This is a genomic window from Collinsella sp. CLA-JM-H32 (assembly GCF_040098165.1).
In the GTDB taxonomy this organism is placed as follows: domain Bacteria; phylum Actinomycetota; class Coriobacteriia; order Coriobacteriales; family Coriobacteriaceae; genus Collinsella.
On sequence record NZ_JBBNMZ010000001.1, the window covers coordinates 254,196 to 277,951 of the forward strand.

The 23,756-nt window shown below is 58.3% G+C and carries 18 protein-coding genes and 2 tRNA genes; 15 read left to right on the top strand and 5 right to left on the bottom strand.

Going from position 1 to position 23,756, the window contains the following annotated elements; genetic code table 11:
- Window positions 1–63 precede the first annotated feature (63 nt).
- Complete coding sequence (locus AAA021_RS01060) at window positions 64–1,029, top strand: D-alanine--D-alanine ligase (RefSeq protein ID WP_035136496.1); 966 nt, start codon at window positions 64–66, stop codon at window positions 1,027–1,029.
- Window positions 1,023–3,917 carry a helicase C-terminal domain-containing protein gene (locus AAA021_RS01065; protein WP_349087607.1) on the top strand — a complete coding sequence of 965 codons (2,895 nt, stop codon included), beginning with the start codon at window positions 1,023–1,025 and terminating at the stop codon, window positions 3,915–3,917. The genes AAA021_RS01060 and AAA021_RS01065 overlap by 7 nt, the downstream gene beginning before the upstream one ends.
- Here AAA021_RS01065 and AAA021_RS01070 read toward each other — a convergent pair.
- Both AAA021_RS01070 and AAA021_RS01075 read right to left on the bottom strand, forming a co-directional pair.
- Window positions 3,914–4,831 carry a WYL domain-containing protein gene (locus tag AAA021_RS01070; RefSeq protein WP_349087608.1) on the bottom strand — a complete coding sequence of 306 codons (918 nt, stop codon included), beginning with the start codon at window positions 4,829–4,831 and terminating at the stop codon, window positions 3,914–3,916. The genes AAA021_RS01065 and AAA021_RS01070 overlap by 4 nt on opposite strands.
- Window positions 4,818–5,840: a WYL domain-containing protein gene (locus AAA021_RS01075; protein ID WP_349087610.1), complete on the bottom strand. Its 1,023-nt coding sequence runs from the start codon at window positions 5,838–5,840 to the stop codon at window positions 4,818–4,820. The genes AAA021_RS01070 and AAA021_RS01075 overlap by 14 nt, the downstream gene beginning before the upstream one ends.
- A gap of 198 nt (window positions 5,841–6,038) precedes the next feature.
- On the opposite strand from AAA021_RS01075, the gene AAA021_RS01080 reads away from it, so the two are divergent.
- Both AAA021_RS01080 and AAA021_RS01085 read left to right on the top strand, forming a co-directional pair.
- A complete protein-coding gene (locus AAA021_RS01080) occupies window positions 6,039–9,203 on the top strand; it encodes a hypothetical protein (RefSeq protein ID WP_349087611.1) in 3,165 nt (1,054 codons plus the stop codon).
- A 21-nt stretch (window positions 9,204–9,224) separates the two neighbouring features.
- Window positions 9,225–9,443: a hypothetical protein gene (locus tag AAA021_RS01085; protein ID WP_022094153.1), complete on the top strand. Its 219-nt coding sequence runs from the start codon at window positions 9,225–9,227 to the stop codon at window positions 9,441–9,443.
- A gap of 589 nt (window positions 9,444–10,032) precedes the next feature.
- Here AAA021_RS01085 and AAA021_RS01090 read toward each other — a convergent pair.
- Window positions 10,033–10,440 carry a hypothetical protein gene (locus AAA021_RS01090; RefSeq protein ID WP_349087612.1) on the bottom strand — a complete coding sequence of 136 codons (408 nt, stop codon included), beginning with the start codon at window positions 10,438–10,440 and terminating at the stop codon, window positions 10,033–10,035.
- 27 nt (window positions 10,441–10,467) lie between these two features.
- On the bottom strand, window positions 10,468–12,939 hold the full coding sequence (locus tag AAA021_RS01095) for a SpaA isopeptide-forming pilin-related protein (RefSeq protein ID WP_349087613.1): 2,472 nt from the start codon (window positions 12,937–12,939) through the stop codon (window positions 10,468–10,470).
- 297 nt (window positions 12,940–13,236) lie between these two features.
- On the opposite strand from AAA021_RS01095, the gene AAA021_RS01100 reads away from it, so the two are divergent.
- The 11 genes from AAA021_RS01100 to AAA021_RS01150 all read left to right on the top strand — a co-directional run bounded on the left by AAA021_RS01100 (window position 13,237) and on the right by AAA021_RS01150 (window position 23,177).
- A tRNA-Gly gene (locus tag AAA021_RS01100) sits at window positions 13,237–13,311 on the top strand.
- 426 nt (window positions 13,312–13,737) lie between these two features.
- The gene (purB, locus tag AAA021_RS01105; RefSeq protein WP_349087614.1) at window positions 13,738–15,084 is read left to right on the top strand and encodes an adenylosuccinate lyase; all 1,347 of its coding nucleotides are present in this window, start codon (window positions 13,738–13,740) and stop codon (window positions 15,082–15,084) included.
- Between the two features lie 128 nt (window positions 15,085–15,212).
- On the top strand, window positions 15,213–15,476 hold the full coding sequence (locus AAA021_RS01110) for a TIGR03905 family TSCPD domain-containing protein (RefSeq protein WP_117848466.1): 264 nt from the start codon (window positions 15,213–15,215) through the stop codon (window positions 15,474–15,476).
- Window positions 15,476–16,687, top strand: a complete 1,212-nt coding sequence (locus AAA021_RS01115; RefSeq protein WP_138374268.1) for a twin-arginine translocation signal domain-containing protein — start codon at window positions 15,476–15,478, stop codon at window positions 16,685–16,687. The genes AAA021_RS01110 and AAA021_RS01115 overlap by 1 nt, the downstream gene beginning before the upstream one ends.
- Before the next feature lie 153 nt (window positions 16,688–16,840).
- Window positions 16,841–17,563, top strand: a complete 723-nt coding sequence (locus AAA021_RS01120; RefSeq protein ID WP_006236208.1) for a response regulator transcription factor — start codon at window positions 16,841–16,843, stop codon at window positions 17,561–17,563.
- An 11-nt stretch (window positions 17,564–17,574) separates the two neighbouring features.
- On the top strand, window positions 17,575–19,140 hold the full coding sequence (locus tag AAA021_RS01125; protein ID WP_035136482.1) for an ATP-binding protein: 1,566 nt from the start codon (window positions 17,575–17,577) through the stop codon (window positions 19,138–19,140).
- Between the two features lie 118 nt (window positions 19,141–19,258).
- Window positions 19,259–20,137, top strand: coding sequence for a phosphoribosylaminoimidazolesuccinocarboxamide synthase (locus AAA021_RS01130; RefSeq protein ID WP_035136481.1), 879 nt, complete (start codon window positions 19,259–19,261; stop codon window positions 20,135–20,137).
- On the top strand, window positions 20,138–20,713 hold the full coding sequence (locus tag AAA021_RS01135; protein WP_022093792.1) for a hypothetical protein: 576 nt from the start codon (window positions 20,138–20,140) through the stop codon (window positions 20,711–20,713).
- A gap of 89 nt (window positions 20,714–20,802) precedes the next feature.
- Complete coding sequence (locus tag AAA021_RS01140) at window positions 20,803–22,083, top strand: aminopeptidase (protein WP_349087615.1); 1,281 nt, start codon at window positions 20,803–20,805, stop codon at window positions 22,081–22,083.
- A 28-nt stretch (window positions 22,084–22,111) separates the two neighbouring features.
- Window positions 22,112–22,187: transfer RNA gene (locus AAA021_RS01145), tRNA-Lys, on the top strand.
- A gap of 192 nt (window positions 22,188–22,379) precedes the next feature.
- A complete protein-coding gene (locus tag AAA021_RS01150; RefSeq protein WP_148331780.1) occupies window positions 22,380–23,177 on the top strand; it encodes a TraX family protein in 798 nt (265 codons plus the stop codon).
- 357 nt (window positions 23,178–23,534) lie between these two features.
- Here AAA021_RS01150 and AAA021_RS01155 read toward each other — a convergent pair.
- A partial coding sequence (locus AAA021_RS01155) for a hypothetical protein (protein ID WP_349087616.1) occupies window positions 23,535–23,756 on the bottom strand: 222 nt, incomplete at its 5' end.

Consider the following 23,756-nt stretch of genomic DNA (forward strand, 5'->3'; position numbering starts at 1 on the left):
AACGTAGAGGGTATCGCTACAATATGGTATCAGCTGAAGAAATTATAGAGGAGGAGTCTGCCCATGCCGGGTAAAAGCCTAGAGAACATGCACGTAGCGGTCTTAGCGGGCGGTCATTCCGCTGAGCGCGAGATCTCGCTCAATTCGGGAAAGAACGTCGTGGTTGCCTTGAAGGAGGCCGGCTACACTTCGGTGGAGCTGCTCGACACGGCTGCCGATGATTTTATGGTAACCATGGCGACCGGCGGCTTTGACGTGGCGTTTATCGCCATGCACGGTGCCGGCGGCGAGGATGGCGCCATGCAAGGCGCCATGGAGACCCTGGGTATCCCCTACACGGCTTCGGGCGTGCTTGCCAGCGCCTGCGGTGCCGACAAGGAGGTCTCTAAGCTCCTGTACGCCAAGGCGGGCATTCCCATTGCCCCCGGCCTTGCGCTCGAGGTGGGCGATGAAGTCGATATCGATCATATCGTCGAGGTTTGTGGCGAGCGCTGCTTTGTGAAGCCGGCCGTCAACGGTTCCAGCTATGGCATTTCCCTGGTCCATGAGCCCTCCGAGCTGCCCGCGGCAATCGCCAAGGCGTTTGAGTACGGCGACAAAGTGCTGGTCGAGAAGTGCATCGAGGGTACCGAGATTACCGTCGGCGTATACGGCGAAGATGACGTGCGCGCTCTGCCGATTGTCGAGATTCGTAAGCCCGAGGACTGCGAGTTCTACGATCTGGACGTGAAGTATGTCGACCCTACGGACATCCATCGCATTCCGGCGCAGATTTCACCCGAGAATTACGCTCGTGCCCAGGAGCTTGCCTGTGCTGCTCACAAGGCCCTTGGTTGCCTGGGTATCTCGCGCAGCGACTTTATCGTGAGTGAGGACGGCCCCGTTATCCTCGAGACCAATACCATTCCCGGCATGACCGATACGTCGCTGTATCCGGATGAGATTCGCCACACAGATGACATGACGTTCCCGCAGGTCTGTGACAGTCTGATCCGTATGGGCCTTCGTCGAGCGGGCATTGCATGCTAATCGAGGACGCGGTTTCGTCAGGAACGCCGCAGTTTGTCATCGACTCCTATGCCACGCTTGCCGAGCGCGCCAAAACGCAGTCCTTCGGCCTTATCGAGGAAGATGTGATCGTCCTCGATACCGAGACCACGGGTCTTTCGGTGCAGGACAATGAGCTGATCGAGATCTCGGCGGCCCGTCTTTCGAGCCGCGAGATCGTCGACCGCTTCGATACCTTCGTGCATCCCAAGCAGCTGATTCCCGCCGAGATTACCGAGCTCACGAGCATTACAAATGCCGATGTGGCAGATGCCCCGTCGGCCGTTGAGGCCGTCGCCGCTCTCGCCAATTTTGTCGGTGGTTGCCCGGTAATCGCACATAACGCCACGTTCGACCGCTCGTTTATCGAGTCGGTCAAAGGCGGCGTCAACGTGAGCGATATTTGGATCGATTCGCTGGCGCTGTCGCGCATCGCGCTTCCGCGCCTGGCCTCGCACAAGCTGTCTTTTATGGCCGATCTGTTTGGCTGTGACTCGGTATCACACCGTGCCAATGCCGACGTCGACGCCCTGTGTGGCGTATGGCGCGTGTTGCTCGTGGCACTCACCGACTTGCCCCAGGGCCTCATGGCGCGCCTAGCCGACATGCATCCGGACGTGCCTTGGTCCTATCGTCCAATCTTCTCATTCTTGGCGGGGCAGAACCCTGGTTCTATCTTCTCTCTCAGCGCCGCTCGTGCTGACGTTCTCAAGGCCGATCGCGCCGACGATCGGGTGGACGCCGACGAACTGCCGGTACTCAAGATGCCGAGTCGTGAGGAGATTGAGGCAGACTATGCGCCAGGTGGCCTGGTCAATCGCATGTATCCCACCTACGAGCCGCGTGATGAGCAGATCGCGATGGCGCTCGAGGTCTGCGATGCGCTGGTCACGGGCACTCATCGTGTAATTGAGGCGGGCACGGGCGTCGGCAAATCGATGGCCTATCTGGTGCCTTTTGCCGAGGCAGCACGCCGTAACAACATCACGGTTGGTATTGCGACCAAATCGAACAATCTTGCCGACCAGCTCATGTACCATGAGCTGCCAAAACTTGCCGAGCAACTGGACGGTGGCCTGTCATTTTGCGCTCTCAAGGGCTATGACCACTATCCGTGCCTGCGCAAGCTTGAGCGCATGAGCCGCGGCCAGGTCGAGATTACCACCAAGCGCGATCCGGCGGACACGCTCACGGCGGTCGCGGTCATTATGGCGTACGTCTGCCAATCAGCCGATGGCGACCTCGACTCGCTCGGCATTCGGTGGCGCAGCGTCAACCGCCCCGACTTTACGACGGCCTCGCGCGAGTGTGCTCGTCGCCTCTGCCCGTTTTTCCCTGATAAATGTTTGGTCCACGGCGCTCGCCGTCGTGCAGCGCATGCCGACGTGGTGGTCACCAACCATTCCCTGCTGTTCCGCAATGTCGCGGCCGAGGGCAGGATTTTACCTCCGATTCGTCATTGGGTAATCGACGAGGCCCATTCCATCGAGCGCGAGGCGCGCCGTCAGTGGGCGCGCGTGGTGTCGGCGGACGAATCACGCGTTCTGTTTGAGCGCCTGGGTGGCTCGAGCACCGGTGCGCTAAGCCAGGTTTCCCGTGATTTGGCAACCTCCGAGGGCTCTACGCTCTATCTGGGCCTTACTGCCAAGGCGACGTCGACGGTTGCGCGCGCGAGCATGGCAATCGCCGACGTGTTCGATGGCGTTCGCGAGCTCGGCCGCCGTGCCCGTGGGGGTTATGACAATGCCAATCTATGGATTGGCCCCGAGCTGCGCGAATCTGACGACTGGCATGATTTCTTACAGTCGGCCTACGCTGCCATCGATGCATTGGAACAAGCTGACAAGAGCGTCGACGCGCTGGTGCAGGCTGTCGCCGCCGACAAGCCCGAGGTTGTTGTCGACCTGGGCGATATCTCGCGCCGCCTGCACGAGCTGGCCGAGAACCTCAAACTCATCATTGACGGCACCGATGAACACTACGTGTATTCGCTGCAGATCAATCGCAGGTTGCGTGCCGGCGGAGAGTCAATGACCGCAGAGCGCATCGACATTGGCGAGGCCTTGGCAACCGAGTGGCTGCCCGAGGTTCACACGGCTATCTTTGCCTCGGCGACCATGACGGTGTCCAAAAGCTTTGAACACTTTAACCACGCGGTCGGCCTCGATCGCATCGGTGCTTCGACATCCTCATCGCTGCACTTGGACTCGAGCTACGACTTTGATTCGAACATGGCTGTAGTCGTTGCGGGCGATATACCCGATCCGCGCGATCGTGAAAGCTATCTTACGGCGCTCGAGCGCGTGCTGGTCGACGCCCATCTTGCCATGGGCGGATCGGTGCTCACACTGTTTACCAATCGGCGCGACATGGAAGACCTGTACGCCCGCGTTGAGCCCAAGATGGCCCGTGCGGGTCTGGAGCTCAACTGCCAGCAGCGCAACTCATCTCCTCGTCGCCTGCGCGACCGGTTTATCAACGAGCCGACCTCGTCGCTTTTTGCTCTTAAGGCCTTCTGGGAGGGATTCGACGCCAGCGGCGAGACACTGCGCTGCGTCATCATTCCCAAGCTGCCGTTCTCGAGCCCCACGGACCCGCTCTCGTGCGAGCGCAACCTGCGCGAAGACCGCGCTTGGGCGCGCTATTCGCTGCCCGAGGCGGTGCTCGAGGTCAAGCAGGCGGCTGGCCGCCTTATCCGCTCGTCGACCGATTGCGGCGTGCTGATTCTGGCCGACCCGCGCCTGGTGACGAAGGGCTACGGAAAGAAGTTCTTAACGTCGCTGCCCACGAGTTCCTACCAGCGCATCGAATCGGCGCAGATCGGGCACTATCTGCAACTGTGGCGTGCACGCCACGAGCGGCGGCGCTAAAGCGGACAAACGAGGGTTTTTGCCATATCGCACAGACGCTTTGACAGGGCGGGGTCATCCAAGATGCGGATGGCTCCGCCCGCTGCGATTACCTGGCTCAGTAGCCAACGCTCGGAGCCGTAATGCACGGTTACCATTGCCATGTCTGCCCCGCTGCGCTCGATTAGGGTGATGCCGGCCCAGTCCAGATGTTCCGCCATATCGAATGGCATCAAGAGCTTTGCGCTACGCTGCGTCCGGGCAAGGGAATCGTGGAGGGATGCGACGTCCGGTGCGTGAGACACGACGGAGTCTTCCGTCAAGGTGAGTCCCTCGATTTTATCCATGCGATAGGTGCGCTGCTCATCGGCTGCGATGTCCCAGGCAATCAAGTATGTTTGGTCGCCGTTTGCCGTAATGCGCAAGGGGTCGACCAGACGCTCGCGTGGCCGTGCATCGTCCATCGAGCGATACGAGATGCGGCAGCGAACGCCGTCCTGAATGGCGCAGCTCAGCTGCTGCCAGTGCGACCCGTGGTTGACGGTGTCAAAGACGCGCTGGTTATAGCCGAGCTCTTCGGGTAGAAGAGCATGCCGAATCCGGGCTGCCGTCTGTGGCTCGATCCCCAACGATTCAAGTTCGTGGTTGAGCACAGCGCCCTCGGCGGCACTCAGGCGCAACGGTAGAACACGCCCGGCGTCGCCGGTGAGGACCACACGCTCGCCGCGGCATTCGCAGATGATGCGCGCGCCCGATTCTCGGTCCGCGAGCGTCGAGACGATCTCGAGAATCTCGTCGAGCGACACCCCTGTGATGTCAAAGCGGCTGCAAATCTCGGCTCGTGTCATGCCGCTCTCGCCGGCGGCGTAGAGGGCCTCCATGATGTCGATGGCGCGCGAGAGTCTCTGCTCGCTGGTGAGTTTACGCACGGGCATGCTCGTGCACCGTCCTTTCAATGAGGCGGTTCCACGCCTGCTTGAGCGATTTGGGGGCCACGGGCCTCATGCCGTCCACGGCGTGGGCCATGCAAAATGAGGCGGCGGCTTCAAGGTCACGCACGTCAACGGTCCAGGTCCATCCCGCATCGGTGTGTGCGAGCTCACCTCGCCCGCGCGTGAGGCCGTTGATCATATCGATCTGCGTCTGAGGGGCGAATGAGAACGTGGCTGCAACGGGCGGTCGGTCGGCAAAATCGAATTCAAAGAACAGGTAGTCGCTGAGGTTGAAGTCCGCGGGGATGACGTAGGCCTTCGAAGGACGCCAAGCGCGAACGATACGGTCGCAGCGGAATGTCCTGATGTCGTCGGTGACGTTGTCGAGGCCGCAGAAGTAAGCCGCGCCCTCGCGCTCGAACATGCCGTAGACGTAGACGGTACGTTCTCTCTGCTCGCCGCGTCCGTTCTGATATAAAAATCGCAGCGCGCATCGCTCGGCAAAGGCGCTCCAAACCGCATCGACGGTGGGAGAGCGGCTGATCGGCGCCTCGTCTACCGTCGTCCTGCCGGTGAGATAGGCAATCTTGGAGCGAATATCGGCAAGCGGTGCGGCAAAAGTGGATGAGCCGGCCGCTAGTGTCTGGTCGATGGCGTTGAGCAGGATATCGGCGTCGTCTGCGGTAATGAGGCCGCCTGCCGCAAACGTGTGCTCGCGGTCGATTGTCCACGAGCTTTCCTCGGTCTCCTGCGCGCCGGTGGGGCGAACCTCCTTGATTAAGATGCCGCGTTCGAGCAGCTTGTCACGATCGCGTCGAAACTTGCGCTTATCCGAGTCGATATTGCCCGAGCCATATCCCAGGTCGGAATCCAAGACGATCTGCTCGGTCGTCAGCGGTTCGGGGGAGCTATTGAGCACAAAGAAAAGATTGAGGATGCGCTGAGCCGTTTTATCGAAACTGGGCTCCGAACTTCCCTTTTTAATTGTCGCGGTCGCGTCGCTTGCCGTCATAGAATCCTCGCATGAGAAGGTGGTTTGCTGCCATGATTTTAGTCCGATATGGAGATTAGGCTATATCCTTGTCCGCTCGAGGCGTTAAGATGGCCCGAATTCGGTCGTTTGCGCTCGCTCGGGGTATACTTTCGACTATATACGGTTCTAATGTGCATGCATTGGGCCTATTTGTCGGATTATGGATGTGGAGCGCACATGGCGAACACCCAGAACTATATTAACCACCTGCTGCAGAACACCGGCATTACGCCGGCATGCAGCGAAGAAGAGCGCTTGGCTGCCGAGGATATCGCTCAGATCTTCCGCAACCACGGCTTTGACCCCGAGGTTCAGGAGTTCAATGCCCCGGCGCCCAGTAGGTTGGCATTTGCCGTTACCGGTATTCTTGCGTTTGCCGGCGCCCTGCTGATGGGCATCGGCGGCGGTATCGGCTTGGTCGGCACCTTGCTGGCCATTGTCGGCGCCGTTCTTTACGTGCTCGAACGCACGGGCCACCCCGTGGTTTCGCGCCTGGGCAAGACGGGCGTGAGCCAAAATGTCATCGCCTACCACAAGGCCTCGGGCCCGCTCGCGTCTCCGCGCAACCGCCCGGTGGTCGTTGTCGCACACTACGACTCTCCCCGTGCTGAGCTGCTCGCCCGCGAGCCCTATGCTTCGTATCGTGCGCTCATCGCCAAGCTGTTGCCCGTTGCCACGGTTGCCCCCGCTGCCGTTGCCATCCTGCGTATCCTGCCGCTCCCCGGCGCGCTCAAGGTTCTGCTGTGGATTGTCGCGATCCTCGCTTCCCTCGTTGCACTTGCCAACGCGGCAAACATCATCTCTAACCGCCATATTCTTCCCTATACGTCCGGCGCGGTGTGCAACAAGTCCTCTGTCGCCGCTATGCTCGGCGTTATGGACAACGTTGCTCCCTTCCAGGGCGAAAACGAGTTTCCCGACGATGTTCCGTTCGACACCTATTTTGGGGAGCAGAAGCGTCGTGCCGAGGAAATGGCGCGCGCGGCGGCGGAGTATGCCGCGGCCCAGCAGCAAAACGACTACGGTAACACCATCGAGTATGAAGAGCCTACCTACGCCGAGGACGAGTTCGGTCAGCCGATTGCTCCCGACGCTCAGACCGAGCCCGAACAGGGTGAGGCTTTCGACGAGCAAATCGAGGGCTTTGAGGGTGCGTCTGCCGACGAGACGCTGATCGGCGCTATCGTGCCCGAGGATCAGAATCAGGCTGTCCAGGCCGAAGAGTTCAATGACGGGGTTCCCGCTGCCGAGCCGGCGGAGGAGCCTGCCGAGCCCGAGCTCTATCGCAACGCCGCCGGCAACATCCGCTTTGGTTCGGATGCCATCCGTGCGCTCGGAATGCTTCCCGAGTCCTGCACGCTCGATTACGAGGAGGGCGAGGAGCCGACGTTTGAGCCCGAGCCTGCGCCCGTTGTCACTGCGGATGATGAGTCTGCCGCGGTTACCGCTGCCGTTGCCGAGCCCGAGGCAGTGTCCGCGTTCGATCCCGCGGCAGGACTGGACATTTTGGCTCCCGCCGCGCCGGCGCAAGACGTTGCGGACGAGTCTGACGACGATTACGTTGAACAGCCGAGGCGCGTGTCTTACGAGAGCGATACTGATTTCTCGGCCGAGATTCCCGCGGCAACGCCGCATGCCGACATTGCATCCGCGTTCTCGTCGATTGGCGCCAGCGCTTCCAACTTCTTTAAGGGTGCGTTTGCAAAGGGCAAGAAATTTGTCGACGATTTCGAGGAGAAGCGCGCTGCCGCACGCGAGGCTGCCGAGCAGGAGGCTATCGCTCAGCAGCAGGCAGCCGAGGCGGCACGTGAGCTCGCGGCGCAAGAGTTCGAGCAGAACGAGGCTATGCAGTCCGCGCCCGTCGAAGCCGCCGAAGCTACAACGTCCTTTGAGTCCCAGCAACCGGCGTCCGCGGATGTTGTTGAAGCGACGACGTCTTTCGAGGCTCAGCAGCACGTCGATAGCACCATGTCGTTTGATGCCGCGCAGTTCGATTCCACGATAACGTTTGAAAAACAGGGCACCGCGATTGCCGAGCCCCTTCCTGTTTCCGATGAGCAGGGCGACGCGGCAGGCGATGACGAGCCTGTTGATGCTGCCGAAATCCAAGATGCCGCCGAGGACGAGCCCGTCGAGGCCAACTCTGACGAAGAGCAATACGCGGCAGCCGAGCAAGATGATTCGACCGAGGTCGAGCAGGAGGAAGTGCCTGCGGTTTCCGAGACTCCCGAGACGGATGAGTCGAGGCCTTATTCCACGCAGATTTTCACCATGCCGACCCCGAGTGGTTCCGGTGCCACGGTTGCCAATGTCGCTCCCACCCAGGACGAAACGGTCGATTCCCTTATGGCCCAGATTTCCTCCCAGGCATCGCCGCGCCCGCAGATGAATGTTCCCGATCCGGCGTCGGCACCGTCGCCTGCACCTTCCTCGTCTCCGCTGGCTTCGGTCCCCGATCCGTCGCTGCCGTCTATGAAGCAGGCAAACGTTGCGTCTCGCACGTCGCTGTTCGACCTTCCCGACCCCTCCGCACAGGTCAACGATCCCTTTGCTACTGCCCAGGGCCCCGAACCCACATCGGCACCCGTTGCGCCTCCTATGCCCGTTGCGTCGGGCGCACAGCCGATCGAGACCATTTCGGCTCCCGCCCCGGCGGCACCCAAGTCTCGTAAGCGCGGCCTGGGTGGTCTGTTCGACCGTAAAAAGAAAAACGAGCAGGACAGCATGAGTGACTGGCTGGGCGTCGAAGACGATTACGATGCCAAGAAGTCCGGTCGCGGTATCGGTTCGTGGGATAACTTCGAGGACGATAACGATGGCTGGAAGGGTGGCGCTACGTCTTCCGATGGCGCTTCTTCCGAAGATATGCTCTCGGCTGTCGCCTCTATGGGCGATGATGAGCTGCTCGGTCACGATATCTGGTTTGTGGCAACGGGCGCCTCGGATTGTGATGGCGCTGGCATGAAGGCCTTCTTGGCTTCGCATCGCGATAAGCTCCGCGGCGTATTCTTTATCAATCTTGAATCCGTCGGCGCCGGTAGGCTTTCGGTGGTGACGGTCGAGGGCGAACAACAACTGCTCAAGGGCGATCGCCGCATCATGAACCTGGTCAGCAAGGCCTGCAAGTCGTTCCATGTCGATTGTGGCGCGCTCGAGATGCCCTATGCCAAGACCGATGCCTATGCTGCGCTCGAGGCGAGCCGCCGAGCCCTTACCATCGCCGGCGTGGACGGCACGCGTCTGGCTTGCGCTCGTACCGAGGACGACCTGCCCCACAATGTCAACCCGACGAACATTGCTACGGTATCCGAGGTCGTGACCGAGGTTATCCGCCGTTCGTAGACGGAGCTCTAAGGAGTCAACGTGTTTTCGTATATTAAGCGCCATTGGCCTGTCTACGTGATTTTGACCTTGATTGCCATTGCGTTAGGATTTGGGGCTGCCTACATCGTGGGTGCAAAGGGCTCGACCCCCGCCTCCGCAATCAGCGAAGAGGTGGAGCAAGAACAGAGTACGGGTGCCGATGGGATTCCTGAGTCCGAGCAGGCAATCGTTGATGGTGGATCTTCGTCTGCAGAGTAGATGCGGCGATTTAAATGATTGAAAGCGGGCGAGCCAGGGGACTGGCTCGCCCGCTTTTTCATCGCGCTAGCGCTTCTTTGGGATCGACCTAAGGCGAGCGAACCATAGGGCTGCGGCACCCGAGGTCAGGAGCGCGGTGATGCAAGCGGCGATGGGAACTGATCCTGTTGCCGGTAGGTCCTGCGGTAGGGTACAGCGTTGAATGACGCTGTCCTCGTCATGTGACTCAAGTTTATCGCCGCCACCGTTGCGGCAAAGATCGACGCGCGCGCTGTTGGTGAGTGCGGTTTGGGGCGTATAAGCCGACGTTGCCTGCATGTGCACGACTGCGCCCCGAGCGTCTGTGTCAAGGATTGCTTTGGCATCGTCAAGGTCGTCGTGCTCATCTTTGAGATCATCGCGGGTCCAAGAATCCGCATCGCTTCGAGTCGTAAAGTCGGCGGCTACCGCACCGTATTCAATTCGAATGCCCGTTACGACGGTATTGGATGCAAGGTCGAGCTCTTCCGCCTCGAGTGTGGTGGATTCCGTGGTCGAGACATCCGCCTTCCAGAGGCGCCAGCCGTCGTAATCGACGAGGCGACAGTCCTCACCAAGGCTCTTTTACTTCGTCGGACTCAAGCCAAGGATTTTCGTGCCCATCGTCAAGTGTCGCGTTCGCCGGTTCATCGACGTCTGTCGAGTCCAACGGCGTCGTGCGATACCACACGTTGCACAGACCGTTGAGGTCGCCGATGGCGACGGGGGTTTCGATTGAGATGAATCTCGCCGTGCCGTCTTTGGCGCACTCAAGATCATCGGTAATCGTAAACTCATCAACCCAAGTAGCGGAATCGTTTCGAGCATCGATGATATAGGAGAAAAGCCCATCACTATTGGTTTGCGTCCTGGCGCGGTTTTTACCATCGCCGTTAGCCAACAGGCCCTTTTCGATAGGTTGGACAACTTCCTGACGCTTGTCGACCTGCCCCTTGATCTCGATGGGCGCATCCTTCATCGCGACGGATTGGACTTCTCCCGTATCTTATATTTCAAACGTTATCTCCTCGGCAAGGTCATAGGTCCGCGGAGACATCATTTCGCGCAACGAGTAGGTGCCGGGTGCAAGATGTTCGACGCGGTGCGGCTTGTCGGATGAGGTCCAGGAGTCTATTTCGGTTTTATCGGGACCATATAAGGTGAGCTGTGCGCCTTCCACTTCCTGCTCACCGCTTGCATCGACCTTGGAGATATCAACCTTGGTGTAATCGTCGGATACGTTAAGCCGTGCTTCTACAACGGGTGTTTTCTGGTCGGCATAAGTAAGGTCGACAATATGGGATGTCCGATCAAGTAAGAAGCCTGCCGGCGCTTGAGTCTCGACAACCTCGTAGCGTGCGGTGCCAGATCCCAGCGGGAGGTCGTCCGCGCGTGCTTCTCCAGTTTCATCCGTCGTGACGGTAGCGACAGTCTCACCGTCGAGCGCGGCAATGCTACCGTCGGGGCGCACGATATCACCCGAGGCACGGATCTCAAAGACGGCGCCCGCGAGGCTGCTGCCGTCTACGGCATCGGTTTTAACGATCCTGATGTTTCCGGTCGCGGCGTGGTCATAATACGAGGCGATTGCAACGGGCGTTAGGTTCATGTCGGCGGGTATGTTTACCTCGATCTCCTCGCCGACAAGATAGGGCTCTTTGGCCGAGGTTTCGCGTACATAATAGGTGCCCGGCACGAGCGATTCGGGCAGTGTGACGGTCCCGGTCGCGTCAGTCGTAAAGGTGTCCATTACGTTATGTGTTGGATACCAGCAAGTTTGTGAGACAGATTCGTGATTGCTGTCGAGGAGTTGGAAGGTGAATCCGGCTAGTGGAACGGAAGCGCCTGTTTGGGCATCGCGTTTTACAATCTGGAGATGCGTCGACAGAGCGTGGTTGTCCACGATATATTGAAGCTCGGCGCCGTTGGAAATCTGATTGGCCCCGACGGTCCATTCCCCTGCACGTTTAAAACCCTCGGGGACGGTTTCCGGAACCTCGCGAACCGTGTAGCCGGCACGGTCGTATGGGACGGCTCCGTGGACACCGGCGGGTCGCTTACCTGTGCCGAACCATGCTTCGGGCTGGTCTTTGGTGGAGGCAAAGCCATAGATGTTTGTGGTCAGTGTGCCAACAACCTGCTGAGAGCTGTTGCTGACAACCTCAAAGACAATACCACCCGCCGGCTGCTCCAGGCCGGATTGGTCGCTATTGCCGTAATCCTTGAATTTGGAAATCTCAAGGTCAAACGCAATGGGGATATCGGAAATGCGAGATTCGATCTCGACCACGCCTGAATCGCCGAGCTGGTCGGCTCCGACGGTATAGGTCCAGCTGTCGTTGGATGGCAGGTAGCCCTCGGGGGCTTTTGATTCGTAGATGGTAAAGGTTCCTAAGGGGACATCGGCGAGGGTGGCCCGACCGCTTTCGTCGGTCGTGAGGATTTGCGCCCATCCAGGGGTTGATTGTGACACACACGTGAACTCTGCTCCTGCGAGTGAAGAACCCACCTGGGGGCCGGCATTCGTCGCGGCATCGAGTTTTACGATATGCAGGTTGATGATGCCGGGCTGTTCATCAATGGCGACCTGTCCACCGTCATTCCCCGTGGTAAAGGCGATGCGATTACGACGGGGGACATAGCCGGCCGGCGCCTTCGTTTCAACTAGGTAGTATGCAGTGTTGGGCAGAAGAGTTGCTTGCGCCCGACCGTTGCTGTCCATCTGGATGGTGCCGACACGCGCGCCGCTGGCGCTCTCAAAAATATCGAATGTTGCCCCGTCAAACTGATAAGTATTGTTTCCGCTGGTAATGGCAGCGTTTGCAGACTGCTTTTGGAAGGAAACAGAGACCGCCGGCAGTACATAGAGCATGTCTTGACGTCTGCTGCCGCCCGATACGGTTCCTAGATAGCGCCGCGCGCGGTGCGGTGCGGCTTTGATGCTTCCTGATTTTGCGCTGTCGTGGAGCCACCGCGCCGCCGCCACGACTTCATTGTCAGCGGTAAAGTGCCCACTCTTGGTTTTGCCCTGAGCGGTCGTGTAGGAGTAGGTACCGTCGACATGGGTAGTGCCGTTGAGCATCCATACGGCAAGCTGGGTTGCGGCGCGGGCGCGATCGGGTGAAAGATGGTAACCGCCAAACGACGTGGCGGTAGGATATCCGTGACAAACGATTGCCGCGAACTCGTCGTCGAGCCACACCCAGCCTTGATCAAAGTTGAGCCATGGGCCGCCCGGCTTGGTGGGGCCGGGGCGCTCCTGGTTCATGCAGTAGGCAATCGAGGCGTCTTGAGCTTCATACTTGCCGATGAAGAAGGGCCCACAATCATCACTAATAGTGCGGAAGCCGAGCTGGTCGTAGCCATCGACGGCAAATGCGGCTCCCGGTGCCAGGCAGCCGAAAAGCAGGAAGAGGAGCAGGAGCAGCGGACCTGTTGCGATTGCGCTGTGGACAGAGTGCGTGGGTGCGTTGGACATGGCTGCTCCTTATCCCTCGTGCGCCGCATGGGGAGGTTGCGACGCGTAGGATGAGGCTACCCCCGAGGTTCATGCGGGTAAGTACCAAAGGCTGACCAAAAGCTTGCCCAATTCCTGACAAATTGAGCTCAAATATAACAATCAAGCAAAAGTGCAGGTAGAAGATAGGGAGAACAGGAGGTCAAAGGTCCTCATCTCCACAATTGACGCGATTTTCAAACGAATCTCCATAGCTAAAACAAGCATCGCCACCCTTGTATCGAACAAGACAACCGCGTTATACTATCCCCCACATATGCGGGCATCGCCAAGTGGTAAGGCATCAGCTTCCCAAGCTGACACTCGCGGGTTCGAGTCCCGTTGCCCGCTCCAGCTAGAAGCACAAGCACGGCACCATTACGGTGCCGTGCTTTTTTCAATAAAGCGCCAGGACTCGAACCCGACAGGGTGCGAGCGTAAAGCAAACGCGAAGCGTTTGTAGCGAGCAGGCGAAGGCGCCGACAGGCGCCTGGAGCCGGTGCGGATTTGCGAAGCAAATACGCAGACGTCCCGTTGCCCACTCCATCGAGCACGGGAGACAGCCGGGGGCGTCAGATTCAACCCATTTTGCCCGCGCATGGGTGTAGGTCCGGGCGTGTCGCCGCAGCCGGTGCGGATTTGCGAAGCAAATGCGCGGACGTCCCCATGCCCGCTCCAATTCCAAAATGTTAGGTTAATGCCTGCTGCCCATACTTACATCTGCGCACGGTACAATGGTTGGGTTACGACCAACGTGCCAATAACCAAAAAGGAGCCGCTATGATCGATCGCTATACCCGCCCGGAGATGGGACACATCTTCTCCCTCGAGAACAAGTACGCCATTTGGCAGGAGATCGAGGTTCTGGCCTGCGAGGCCCAGGCGGAGCTCGGCAAGATCGGTATTTCCAAAGACGAGGCCCAGTGGATCCGCGACCATGCCAACTTTGAGAAGGCGAAGGTCGATGAGATCGAGGAAGTCACGCGCCACGACGTCATTGCCTTCCTGACCAACATGAAGGAATACATCGATGCCGATGTTCCCGAGGGCGACCCCAAGCCCAGCCGCTGGGTTCACTATGGCATGACCAGCTCCGATCTGGGCGACACGGCCCTGTGCTACCAGCTCACCCAGGCCTGCGACATAATCATCGAGGACGTCAAGAAGCTCGGCGAGATTTGCAAGCGTCGCGCCTTTGAGGAGCGCAACACGCTCTGTGCCGGCCGCACTCATGGCATCCACGCCGAGCCGATGACCTTCGGCATGAAGTTTGGCTCTTGGGCCTGGGAGCTCAAGCGCGATCTGGATCGTCTTGAGGACGCCCGCAAGAATGTTGCCTTCGGTGCTATCTCGGGCGCTGTCGGCACGTACAGCTCCATCGAGCCGTTCGTCGAGGAGTACGTCTGCGAGCACCTGGGCCTGGTCCACGATCCTCTGTCCACGCAGGTTATCAGCCGTGACCATCACGCCTATCTCGCCGGCGTTCTCGCCACCACCGCAGCCACCTGCGAGCGCATCGCTACCGAGGTCCGCAATCTGCAGAAGACTGATACGCTCGAGGCCGAGGAGCCGTTCCGTAAGGGCCAAAAGGGTAGCTCCGCCATGCCGCACAAGCGCAATCCCATCACCATGGAGAAGGTCTGCGGTCTGTCGCGCGTCGTGAAGTCCAACGCCCAGGTCGCCTTCGATAACGTCGCCCTGTGGCACGAGCGTGACATTTCGCACTCCTCTGCCGAGCGCGTCGCCCAGGCCGATAGCTTCATCGCCCTCGACCACATGTTCCAGTGCCTCATCCGCGTTATCGACGGCCTGCAGCTGTATCCCGCCCGCATGATGGCCAACCTCAATAAGACCCGCGGCCTCATCTTCTCTTCCAAGGTACTGCTCGCCCTCGTCGACACGGGCATCACCCGCGAGGACGCGTACGCCATTGTGCAGGAGAACGCTATGGCAACCTGGCACGAGGTACAGGATTGTGTCTCCGGCCCCACCTTTAAGGAGCGTCTCGAGGCCGACCCGCGCTGCACCGTCAGCCAGGAGAAGCTCGACGAGATCTTTGATCCGTGGGACTTCCTCACCCGTATCGACACGGTCTTTGATCGTCTGGAGCAGCTGAGCTTCGAGTAGGTTCGGGCATAACGTTAGCTTTTTAGGGCGCTTTGCTGGTAATGTGTGTTGCCGGCAAAGCGCCTCGTTGCATTTAGGGAAAGACGGGGATAATAGTCGTCTCGAATAACATTCTGAGAGGGGATCGCATGATTTCGTTTGATTACAAGCCTCAGGGCGTGTGTGCTCGCAATATTCACCTTGACCTTTCCGATGACGGCAACAAGGTGATGGGCGTTGAGTTTACCGGCGGCTGCGACGGCAATCTCAAGGCTATCTCCAAGCTGGTCGAGGGCGCTCCCGCCGATCGCGTAATCGAGGTTCTCGCCGGTAATACCTGCGGTATGAAAAAGACCTCCTGCGCCGACCAGCTTACGCGCGCTATCGAGGCCGCTCGCGCCGAGATCGCCTAATGGGTATCGCCGATCACATCAAGAACGGAATATCGCGTCGCGGCTTTGTACTCGGTGGGGCTGCCGCGGGCGCTGCCACGGTGCTTGCCGGATGCTCGAAAAAAACGGGTACCAGCGATGATGCCGCCGGCGAGCCGCAGGTTATCAAGGACGATTCCAAAATCATCTCGATTACGGATGAGTACGAGGCAGTCGACATCGATCTTGAGCCGGCGGCGTCGTGGACGCTGCCTCTGGGTACGCTGCTGTACTACTGCGACGGCGATTACGCCGCGGCAATGATGGCGCCCGCATCGGCACTGCACGCCAACACACTCGGTGTGCTCAACCTGGGCGATGGCTCGCTTACCACATTAATCGAGGATCCTATCGAGGGCACGGGATATGCATTCTACGATGTCCGTGCCGGCGACAGCGTATTCGCGTGGGTTGAGATGAACTTTGCCAATTCATCGTGGAAGCTCTACGGTCAAAATCTGTCGGGCGCTTCGCTCTCTGGCGACGTGGTTGAGCTCGATCGAGGTGGCAAGGACTATGATCCGCCGCTGTTTACGGCGTTCGGGTCATCAGTCATCTGGTATAAAATGCCCTCGGCAGGTGGCAATAAAACGAGTAGCGATTCGTTTTGCTATCGTCGCTCGCTTGATGAATCCAAGGCCGAGACAATTTGGAAATCGACGGGTCGCTTTGCATCGGCCCCGCGCGCGAGCGACGGCATTTTGACCATCTCGCCGCGTGTCCGCAACGACGAGGGCGTCTACTACGGCATAACGGCAATCGATTTGACCGACGGCAACAACACCAAACGTGCCCAGCTAGTCCTTCCCTCGTCAGTCTCGCCTTTCGAGGCCGTATATATGGGCGATACCTTCGTGTTTTCTATCGAGGCGGCCTATAGTGGCGTGGGCAGCCTGGGCAACATGGGCACGTATATCGGTAATGAGGGAGGGCCGTATCTCTTCCTGTCCCGTGAGCCGCTCGCATGTGCGGCTGGCAAGAAGAATAAATACCTTGTTAAGGTACAGGCATCGCATTTCCTGATCGACACCTCTGCCAAGACCTATGGCTCGCTGCTGTCGCCCGACCGCGCTTTGGAGTATGGCGATTATCCAGCTACGGCGGGAAAATCGGACTCATTCCTTACGTACGCCACGGTGCGCAACAGCCAGGGTATACCAGAGACGGTCACTGCACGCCTATTCTCTCTTTAAGCTTAGAGGGGTTAAAAAGGCGCCAACAGGGGAATAAACGCGTTGTAATTGTGAGTACCGCCCGCCGAGCTGCCGCGTCATAGCGGCATCCGGCGGGCTCAGGTGCGTTAAAATGGGCTTGTTCTTAGCTAATTGAGACAGGGGGGCCGTGTTATGGCTTCAGATGCAAAAAAGATTCTGCTGGTCGAGGATGAGAAGGCAATCCGTGACGCCGTCGCTGCCTATCTCGAGCGCGAAGGCTACTGGGTTGTGGGCGTCGGCGACGGCCAGTCCGCGATCGAGGAGTTCGAGAAGCATCAGTTCGACCTGGTCGTGCTTGACCTTATGCTCCCCAAGATTCCCGGCGAGCGCGTTTGCCGCACCATTCGCGATACCTCGGATGTCCCCATCATCATGCTGACGGCTAAGGGCGAGATCGAGGACCGTATTATCGGTCTTGAGCTTGGCGCCGACGACTATCTGATTAAGCCGTTCTCACCGCGCGAGCTCGTCGCCCGCGTTCGCGCTCTGTTCCGCCGTGCCCATCAGGCCGACGAGCCCGCCGTCGAGGTACTCGACTTCGGCGATCTGGTCATTGACATCTCGGGCCACAAGATTTTGGTCGAGGGCAAGGAAGTCGACCTGACGGCTTCCGAGTTCAAGCTGCTCACCACGCTTGCCCGCCATCCCGGCCGTGTGTATAACCGCATGGAGCTGGTCGAGAAAGTGCTCGGGTATGACTTTGAGGGCTATGAGCGCACCATCGATAGCCACGTGAAGAATCTTCGCGCCAAGCTGGGCGATGATCCCAAGAAGCCCAAGTGGCTCTACACCGTCCATGGTGTCGGCTATCGCTTCGAGGCTCCGGCCAAGACCGATAAGTCGGACGAGAAATAGGGAAATCACATATGACACCTGCGCGCTTTGAAATCGGACAAAAGCACAAGCAGGAGAGCGAGGCGGGTTCCAAGGCTAGTTGGAACACGCCTCGTTCCGATTCACGGCCAACGATGAGCTATCCCTCGCGCATGGCACTTGCTTTTGCTCTGACATCGCTCATGACGGTATTGGTGCTGGTGGGCGTTGTCTCTGTTGTGTGGGGCACGGTCTTTTCGGATTACACACGCTCCAATATCGTCGAAATCGCAAATTCCGCTGCCGAGAAGTTGGCGACCTCATATGAGGAAAACGGCTCTTGGACCGCGGGAGAACTGCGCACGGTCGCAACGTCGAGTTTGGTTTCCGACGATCTGGGCATGCAGGTCGTCAATAAAAAGGGCGTGATCGTTTATGACGATTCCTGGCCCTCGGCAAGCGCCACCGCCGATGTACGCGAAAACCAGGCTACGACCGACGACACGAGCGGCAAGAGGGCATCGCATAGCCCGGTCTCGTCTGCTCCAACCGACTCCGATAGCGTTGCTAACGTCGAGATTGTAACGTCTTCCGGCGAGCATGTCGGACAGGTAAAGCTGTGGGCCATCGGCTCCGACGCTCTGCTCACCAAGGCGGACTCTGCGTTTAGGGAGAAGACCTTTAACGCCATGGCCCTCGCCGCGGTTGTTGCAATCTGCATTTCGGTCGTTATCGGATCGCTCGTGTCGCGCATGCTCACCAAACCGATTCATCGCATCACCAGTACCGCAAAGCAAATCCGTGACGGCGACCTGTCGGCTCGCACGGGGCTGCGCGGTGATGACGAGATCGATCAGCTGGGTGAGACCTTCGATGAGATGGCCACCTCGCTCGAGAAGGATATGAAACACGAGAAGCGCCTGACCTCAGACGTTGCACACGAGCTTCGCACGCCGCTTATGGCCATGCTCGCAACGGTCGAGGCCATGCAGGATGGCGTGTATCCCACCGACGATGAGCATTTGGAGACCGTTGCTTCCGAGACGCGTCGCCTGGCTCGTCTGGTGCAGCAGATGCTCGACCTATCGCGTATGGAAAACAGCACGGCTCCGCTCAATCTAGAACCGGTGGACATGGTTCCGTTCGTGCGATCGATTGTGAACGGCCAGGAGCGTCTGTTTGCCGACCGTGACCTTCGTCTTCGCTTTGCAGATGAAACCCAAGGGCACGACGATGTCGTCGAGGCCGATCCCGACATGATCACGCAATGTGTTATCAACCTCATGAGCAACGCCATGCGCTACACCCCCGAGGGCGGTTGGGTCGTGGTGTCGGTGCTCAGTGACCGCAGGCACGTCAGCATTGCCGTTTCTGATACCGGCATCGGTATTGCCAAGGACGATCTGTCGCGCATTTTCGGGCGGTTTTGGCGCGCCGATGCCAGCCGCGCCCGCGAAGCTGGCGGCCTGGGCGTCGGCCTCGCCGTGACCAAGCAGATCGTCGAGCGTCACCATGGCTACATATCCGTGGAGTCGGAGCTTGGAAAGGGTACGACTTTTACAATTCATCTGCCCCGCGAGCACACGGCGGACGCGGCATCTACTACAATGGAGCACTAGCTTTTCGCTATTCGGTGAAGGAGGGGCCGCGTCCCTGCCGCTCCGAGTTTGCGAAAACATGCGGGAAAGAACCCGCATTTCTGTCGTATTTAGGTAAGGAGTGACTCACGTGACAACGATGGAGCGTCGTCCGGATTCCCGTGGCAAGGTTCGTGATATTTACGATGCCGGTGAAAACCTGCTGATGGTCGCCACCGACCGCATTTCTGCGTTCGACTTCATTCTTCCCGACGAGATTCCGTTTAAGGGAGAGGTGCTCAATCGCATCTCGGCATTCTGGTTCGATAAGTTTGCCGACATCGTCCCCAACCATCTCGTTTCCATCGACCCGGCGGATTTCCCCGAGGAGTTTGCTGAGTATCGTGACTACCTCGCTGGCCGCGCCATGCTGGTTAAGAAGGCCCAGACGATTCCTATCGAGTGTATCGTCCGCGGCTATCTGACCGGTTCGGGCAAGAAGACCTACGACGAGAACGGCACCGTCTGCGGCATCCAGCTGCCTGAGGGCCTGACCGAGGCTTCCAAGCTTCCCGAGCCGTTGTTCACGCCGTCCACGAAGGCCGAGATCGGTGACCACGACGAGAACATCTCGTTCGAGCGTTGCTGCGAGATCGTGGGCGAGGACATCGCCACGCAGATTCGTGACCTTTCCCTCAAGATCTACAAGGCCGCTGCCGAGTACGCCGCGACCCGTGGCATCATCATTGCCGACACCAAGTTTGAGTTTGGTGTCATCGATGGCAAGGTCACGCTGATCGACGAGTGCCTCACGCCCGACTCCAGCCGTTTCTGGCCTGCTGCCAGCTACGAGGAGGGCAAGATCCAGCCTAGCTACGACAAGCAATTCGTCCGCAATTGGCTCAAGGCCAACTGGGATATGACGGGGGAGACCCCGCACCTGCCCGCCGAGGTCATCGATGGCACGTCCGAGCGCTATCGCGAGGCCTTCCAGATCATCACGGGCTCCCAGTTCACAAGCATGAAGGAGAACGCATAAGTGAGTACCCGTAGCGCCACGAACAAGCGCACGCAATCCCACGAAGTTACCGGGGTTGCGCGCAAGTCTGCCGCATCTGCTAAGCCCGCCCGCCAAGCAGCGAGCTCCGTTCGCGTCGTGCCGGCTTCGTCTAAGGCACGCCGCAAAGAGCTCGAGAAGGGCGAGAACCTCGAGGGCCTCTCTAAAGAGGAGAAGCGCGCCCGCAAGGCTAAGCAGCGCGCCAAGGAGGACCGCATCTATACGGTGTCGAATATCCTCCTCAAGCAGGACGAGGACTACACCAAGCGCCGTCGCATCTGGTGGATTGTGCTCGCCATTGGCATGGTACTCGTCGTGGCAATTTGGGCCTCGCTGTACTTCGCTCCCGCTGGCATGGTGTCCAGCCCTGTCCAGATGGTCGGCATCGTTTTGTCCTATGTCATCATCCTGGGTGACTTTATCTACGACTTCGCTCGTATTCGTCCCTTGCGCAACATGTACCGCGCGCAGGCCGAGGGCATGTCCGAGAACAAGCTCAACGCTCTTATCGAGCGCGCAGCTGCCGAGGAGGACAAGAAGGACTCCAAGAAGAAGTAGCGTTTGCATACATACTTATCGCTAAGATATAAGGCGCGTCGTTTTTGCGGCGCGCCTTTTTACTGTTCTATAGATAGATGGAGTGGCACATGATTCGAGCTGCCCTGACGGTCGAAGAGGCCCTGGAGGGTATGAAGTCCCTGGAGCCCAAGATTAAAAACTATGCGCGCCTGGTCGTCCGCAAGGGCGTAAACGTTAAGCCCGGCCAGGAAGTCGTCGTTCAGTCTCCGGTTGAGTGCGTGCCGTTTGCGCGCGTGGTGGTCGCGGAAGCCTATGCTGCCGGCGCCGGCCACGTGACGGTCATCTGGGCCGATGATGCCGTGACGAGGCTCACGTACGAGCATGTCGAGAAAAGCTATTTTGAGCAGACGCCCGAGTGGAAGCGCCTGCAGCTGGATTCCCTGGCCCAGGACGGTGCCTGCTTTATCTTTATCGAGGGTGCGGACCCCGCCGCCCTTAAGGGCATCGATCCCGCTAAGCCCGCTGCAGCTTCTAAGGCAAAGAACACGCAGTGCAAAGTTTTCCGCCGTGGACTGGATTACAACATCAATCCGTGGTGCATCGCCGGCGCTCCGGTCGTGGCTTGGGCGCGCGAGGTGTTCCCGGGAGACGCCGATGAGGTTGCAATCTATAAGCTGTGGAATGCGATTCTGCACACCGCTCGCGCCGATGGCCAGGACCCAGAGAGCGACTGGGAACTCCATGACGCCGCATTCGAAAAGAACCTGCGTTTCCTGAACGACAATCGTTTCGACCGCCTGCATTACACCGCGGCAAATGGAACCGATCTGACGATTGGCATGACGAAGGGTCACGAGTGGGCCGGCGGCAAGGGCAAGACGCCCGATGGGCACCCCTTCTTCCCCAACATTCCCACCGAGGAAGTCTTCACTTCGCCCGATCGCATGCGCGCCGACGGTATCGTGTACTCGGCCATGCCGCTCATCCACCACGGCAATAAAGTCGACGATTTTTGGATTAAGTTCGAGGGCGGCCGCGTGGTGGGCTACGACGCCCGCGTGGGCAAGGCAACGCTCGCAAGTATCATCGATACTGACGAGGGCGCTGCTCACCTGGGAGAGGTCGCGCTCATTTCCAAGAACACGCCGATCCGCGAAAGTGGTGTTCTGTTCTACGATACGCTCTATGACGAGAACGCTAGCTGCCATCTCGCGCTAGGTGTCGGTTTCCCCGAATGCATCGAGGGTGGGTACGACATGTCCAAAGAGGAGCTCCTGGAGCATGGTGTTAACGTCTCGAGCACGCACGTCGATTTTATGATCGGCACGGACGACATCGATATTACGGGCATTACGCCTGATGGACGTGAAGTTGTGATTTTCCAGAACGGCCAATGGAGTTGGGAATAGTCCTAGACCGTGGTACAATGCCACCCGCGGGCCGTTAGCTCAGCTGGCAGAGCAGGGGACTTTTAATCCCAAGGTCCAGGGTTCGAACCCCTGACGGCCCACCATAGAATAGAAAGCGATCGACTCCGGTTGGTCGCTTTTTTGTTGCCAAGGCATGGGTTCGAACCCGTCGGGGCGCGGAGCTGAGTAAACGCGTGAGCGTTTGCCAGCGCAGCGCGCAAGGCGCGAAGCGCCGCAGCGGCCGCCTGCGGAGCAGGCTGAACCCCTGACGGCCCACCCAACGAAAGGAAAACAAAATGAAAACAGATAGATACGGAATTAGCGGCAGCACATTAAAGATAATAGCGGCCATTTCGATGGTTCTCGATCATGTAAGCAGGATCGTCCTGACCAATGGAATCATGACTCACGCATCGTACAATCAGATATCAGACGAGCAGTGGGCGATTCTAAGCGAGGCTTCGGATGTGCTTCATGTTCTTGGCAGAATTGCATTTCCCTTATTTTGCTTTTTGATAGTTGAGGGATTTTTGCATACTCATGACATAAAGAAGTACCTGCGAAATATGCTTGTCTTCGCAATCATTGCGGAGCCCATATACGATTTCGTTCAAACCGGGCAGCTATTTGACCTTCGGCAACAGAATGTTATGTATGAGCTCCTGCTTTCCTTGGTCTTTTTGATTATTCTGGAAAAGATACAAAGTCTTTCAAAATGGAAGAGGCACATTGCAGAAATTGCTCTGATTGTTTTGACAGCACTGGCAGCTGAATACACTAAGCTGGATGGCGGTGCGTATGGCATTCTGCTTGTGGCTGCATTCTATTTATTCCACGACAGCAAAGCTAAGATGTTCTTTGCTGCAGTATGTGCAGTGCTCCTTTCGTCATGCCATATAATTGGCGGCGGATTTGAGTTCACTACAGCTAATATTTTTAATCCTGATGTTGCTGCCGCGATAATTTCGTTGTTGCTTATCAATCTTTATAATGGCAAGCGAGGGCTGAAGCTGAAATATTTCTTCTACATTTTCTATCCGGCACATCTTGCTCTGCTTTATGGTGTCTCGCTTATTGTTTTGAACTGTCTTTAAAAACTCTCAAACAAGTCTCTGAAAGCAGAAACAAATTGACCCTAAGACTGCTTGTGAATTTCCGGAAGACCTGAGAGATGCGAGGATAGACAACGAGGGCTGCAGAAAAGCGGTCAACTTCGGTTGGCTGTCTTTTTTTGTCGCCCTTTCATGGGTTCGAACCCGTATCTATCTATATATAAGAACGCTTGGCGAACAAAACCCGCCTTTTACCGATGGGAAACAAATAGCTGATGCCTTTGGAGTAAAGTAGCGCTCCAGAGATGACCGATGTCTCAATACTCATAAAACAGCTGGTCATCGCCAATATCAGAAGCTGCTGCTTCGAATACGGCCTCAGCGAAGCAACTGAGGGTTCTATTCATTTGTGAACAAAATATGGAGTGCGCGATTCCCGCCCGCGGGGGCCCTCCGGTCTGGCAATATATCTCCTTGCCGCGCGGCCCGGTCGGACCGGATCAGCCGCGGGGCGTGCACCTTGAGAACCGGATACTGCGAGGATGGACACACCAGATGTGTCGCATCCGGGCAGACATCGAACCATTTGAAATGGTCTAACTTGGATTTGTTTTTCGCAAG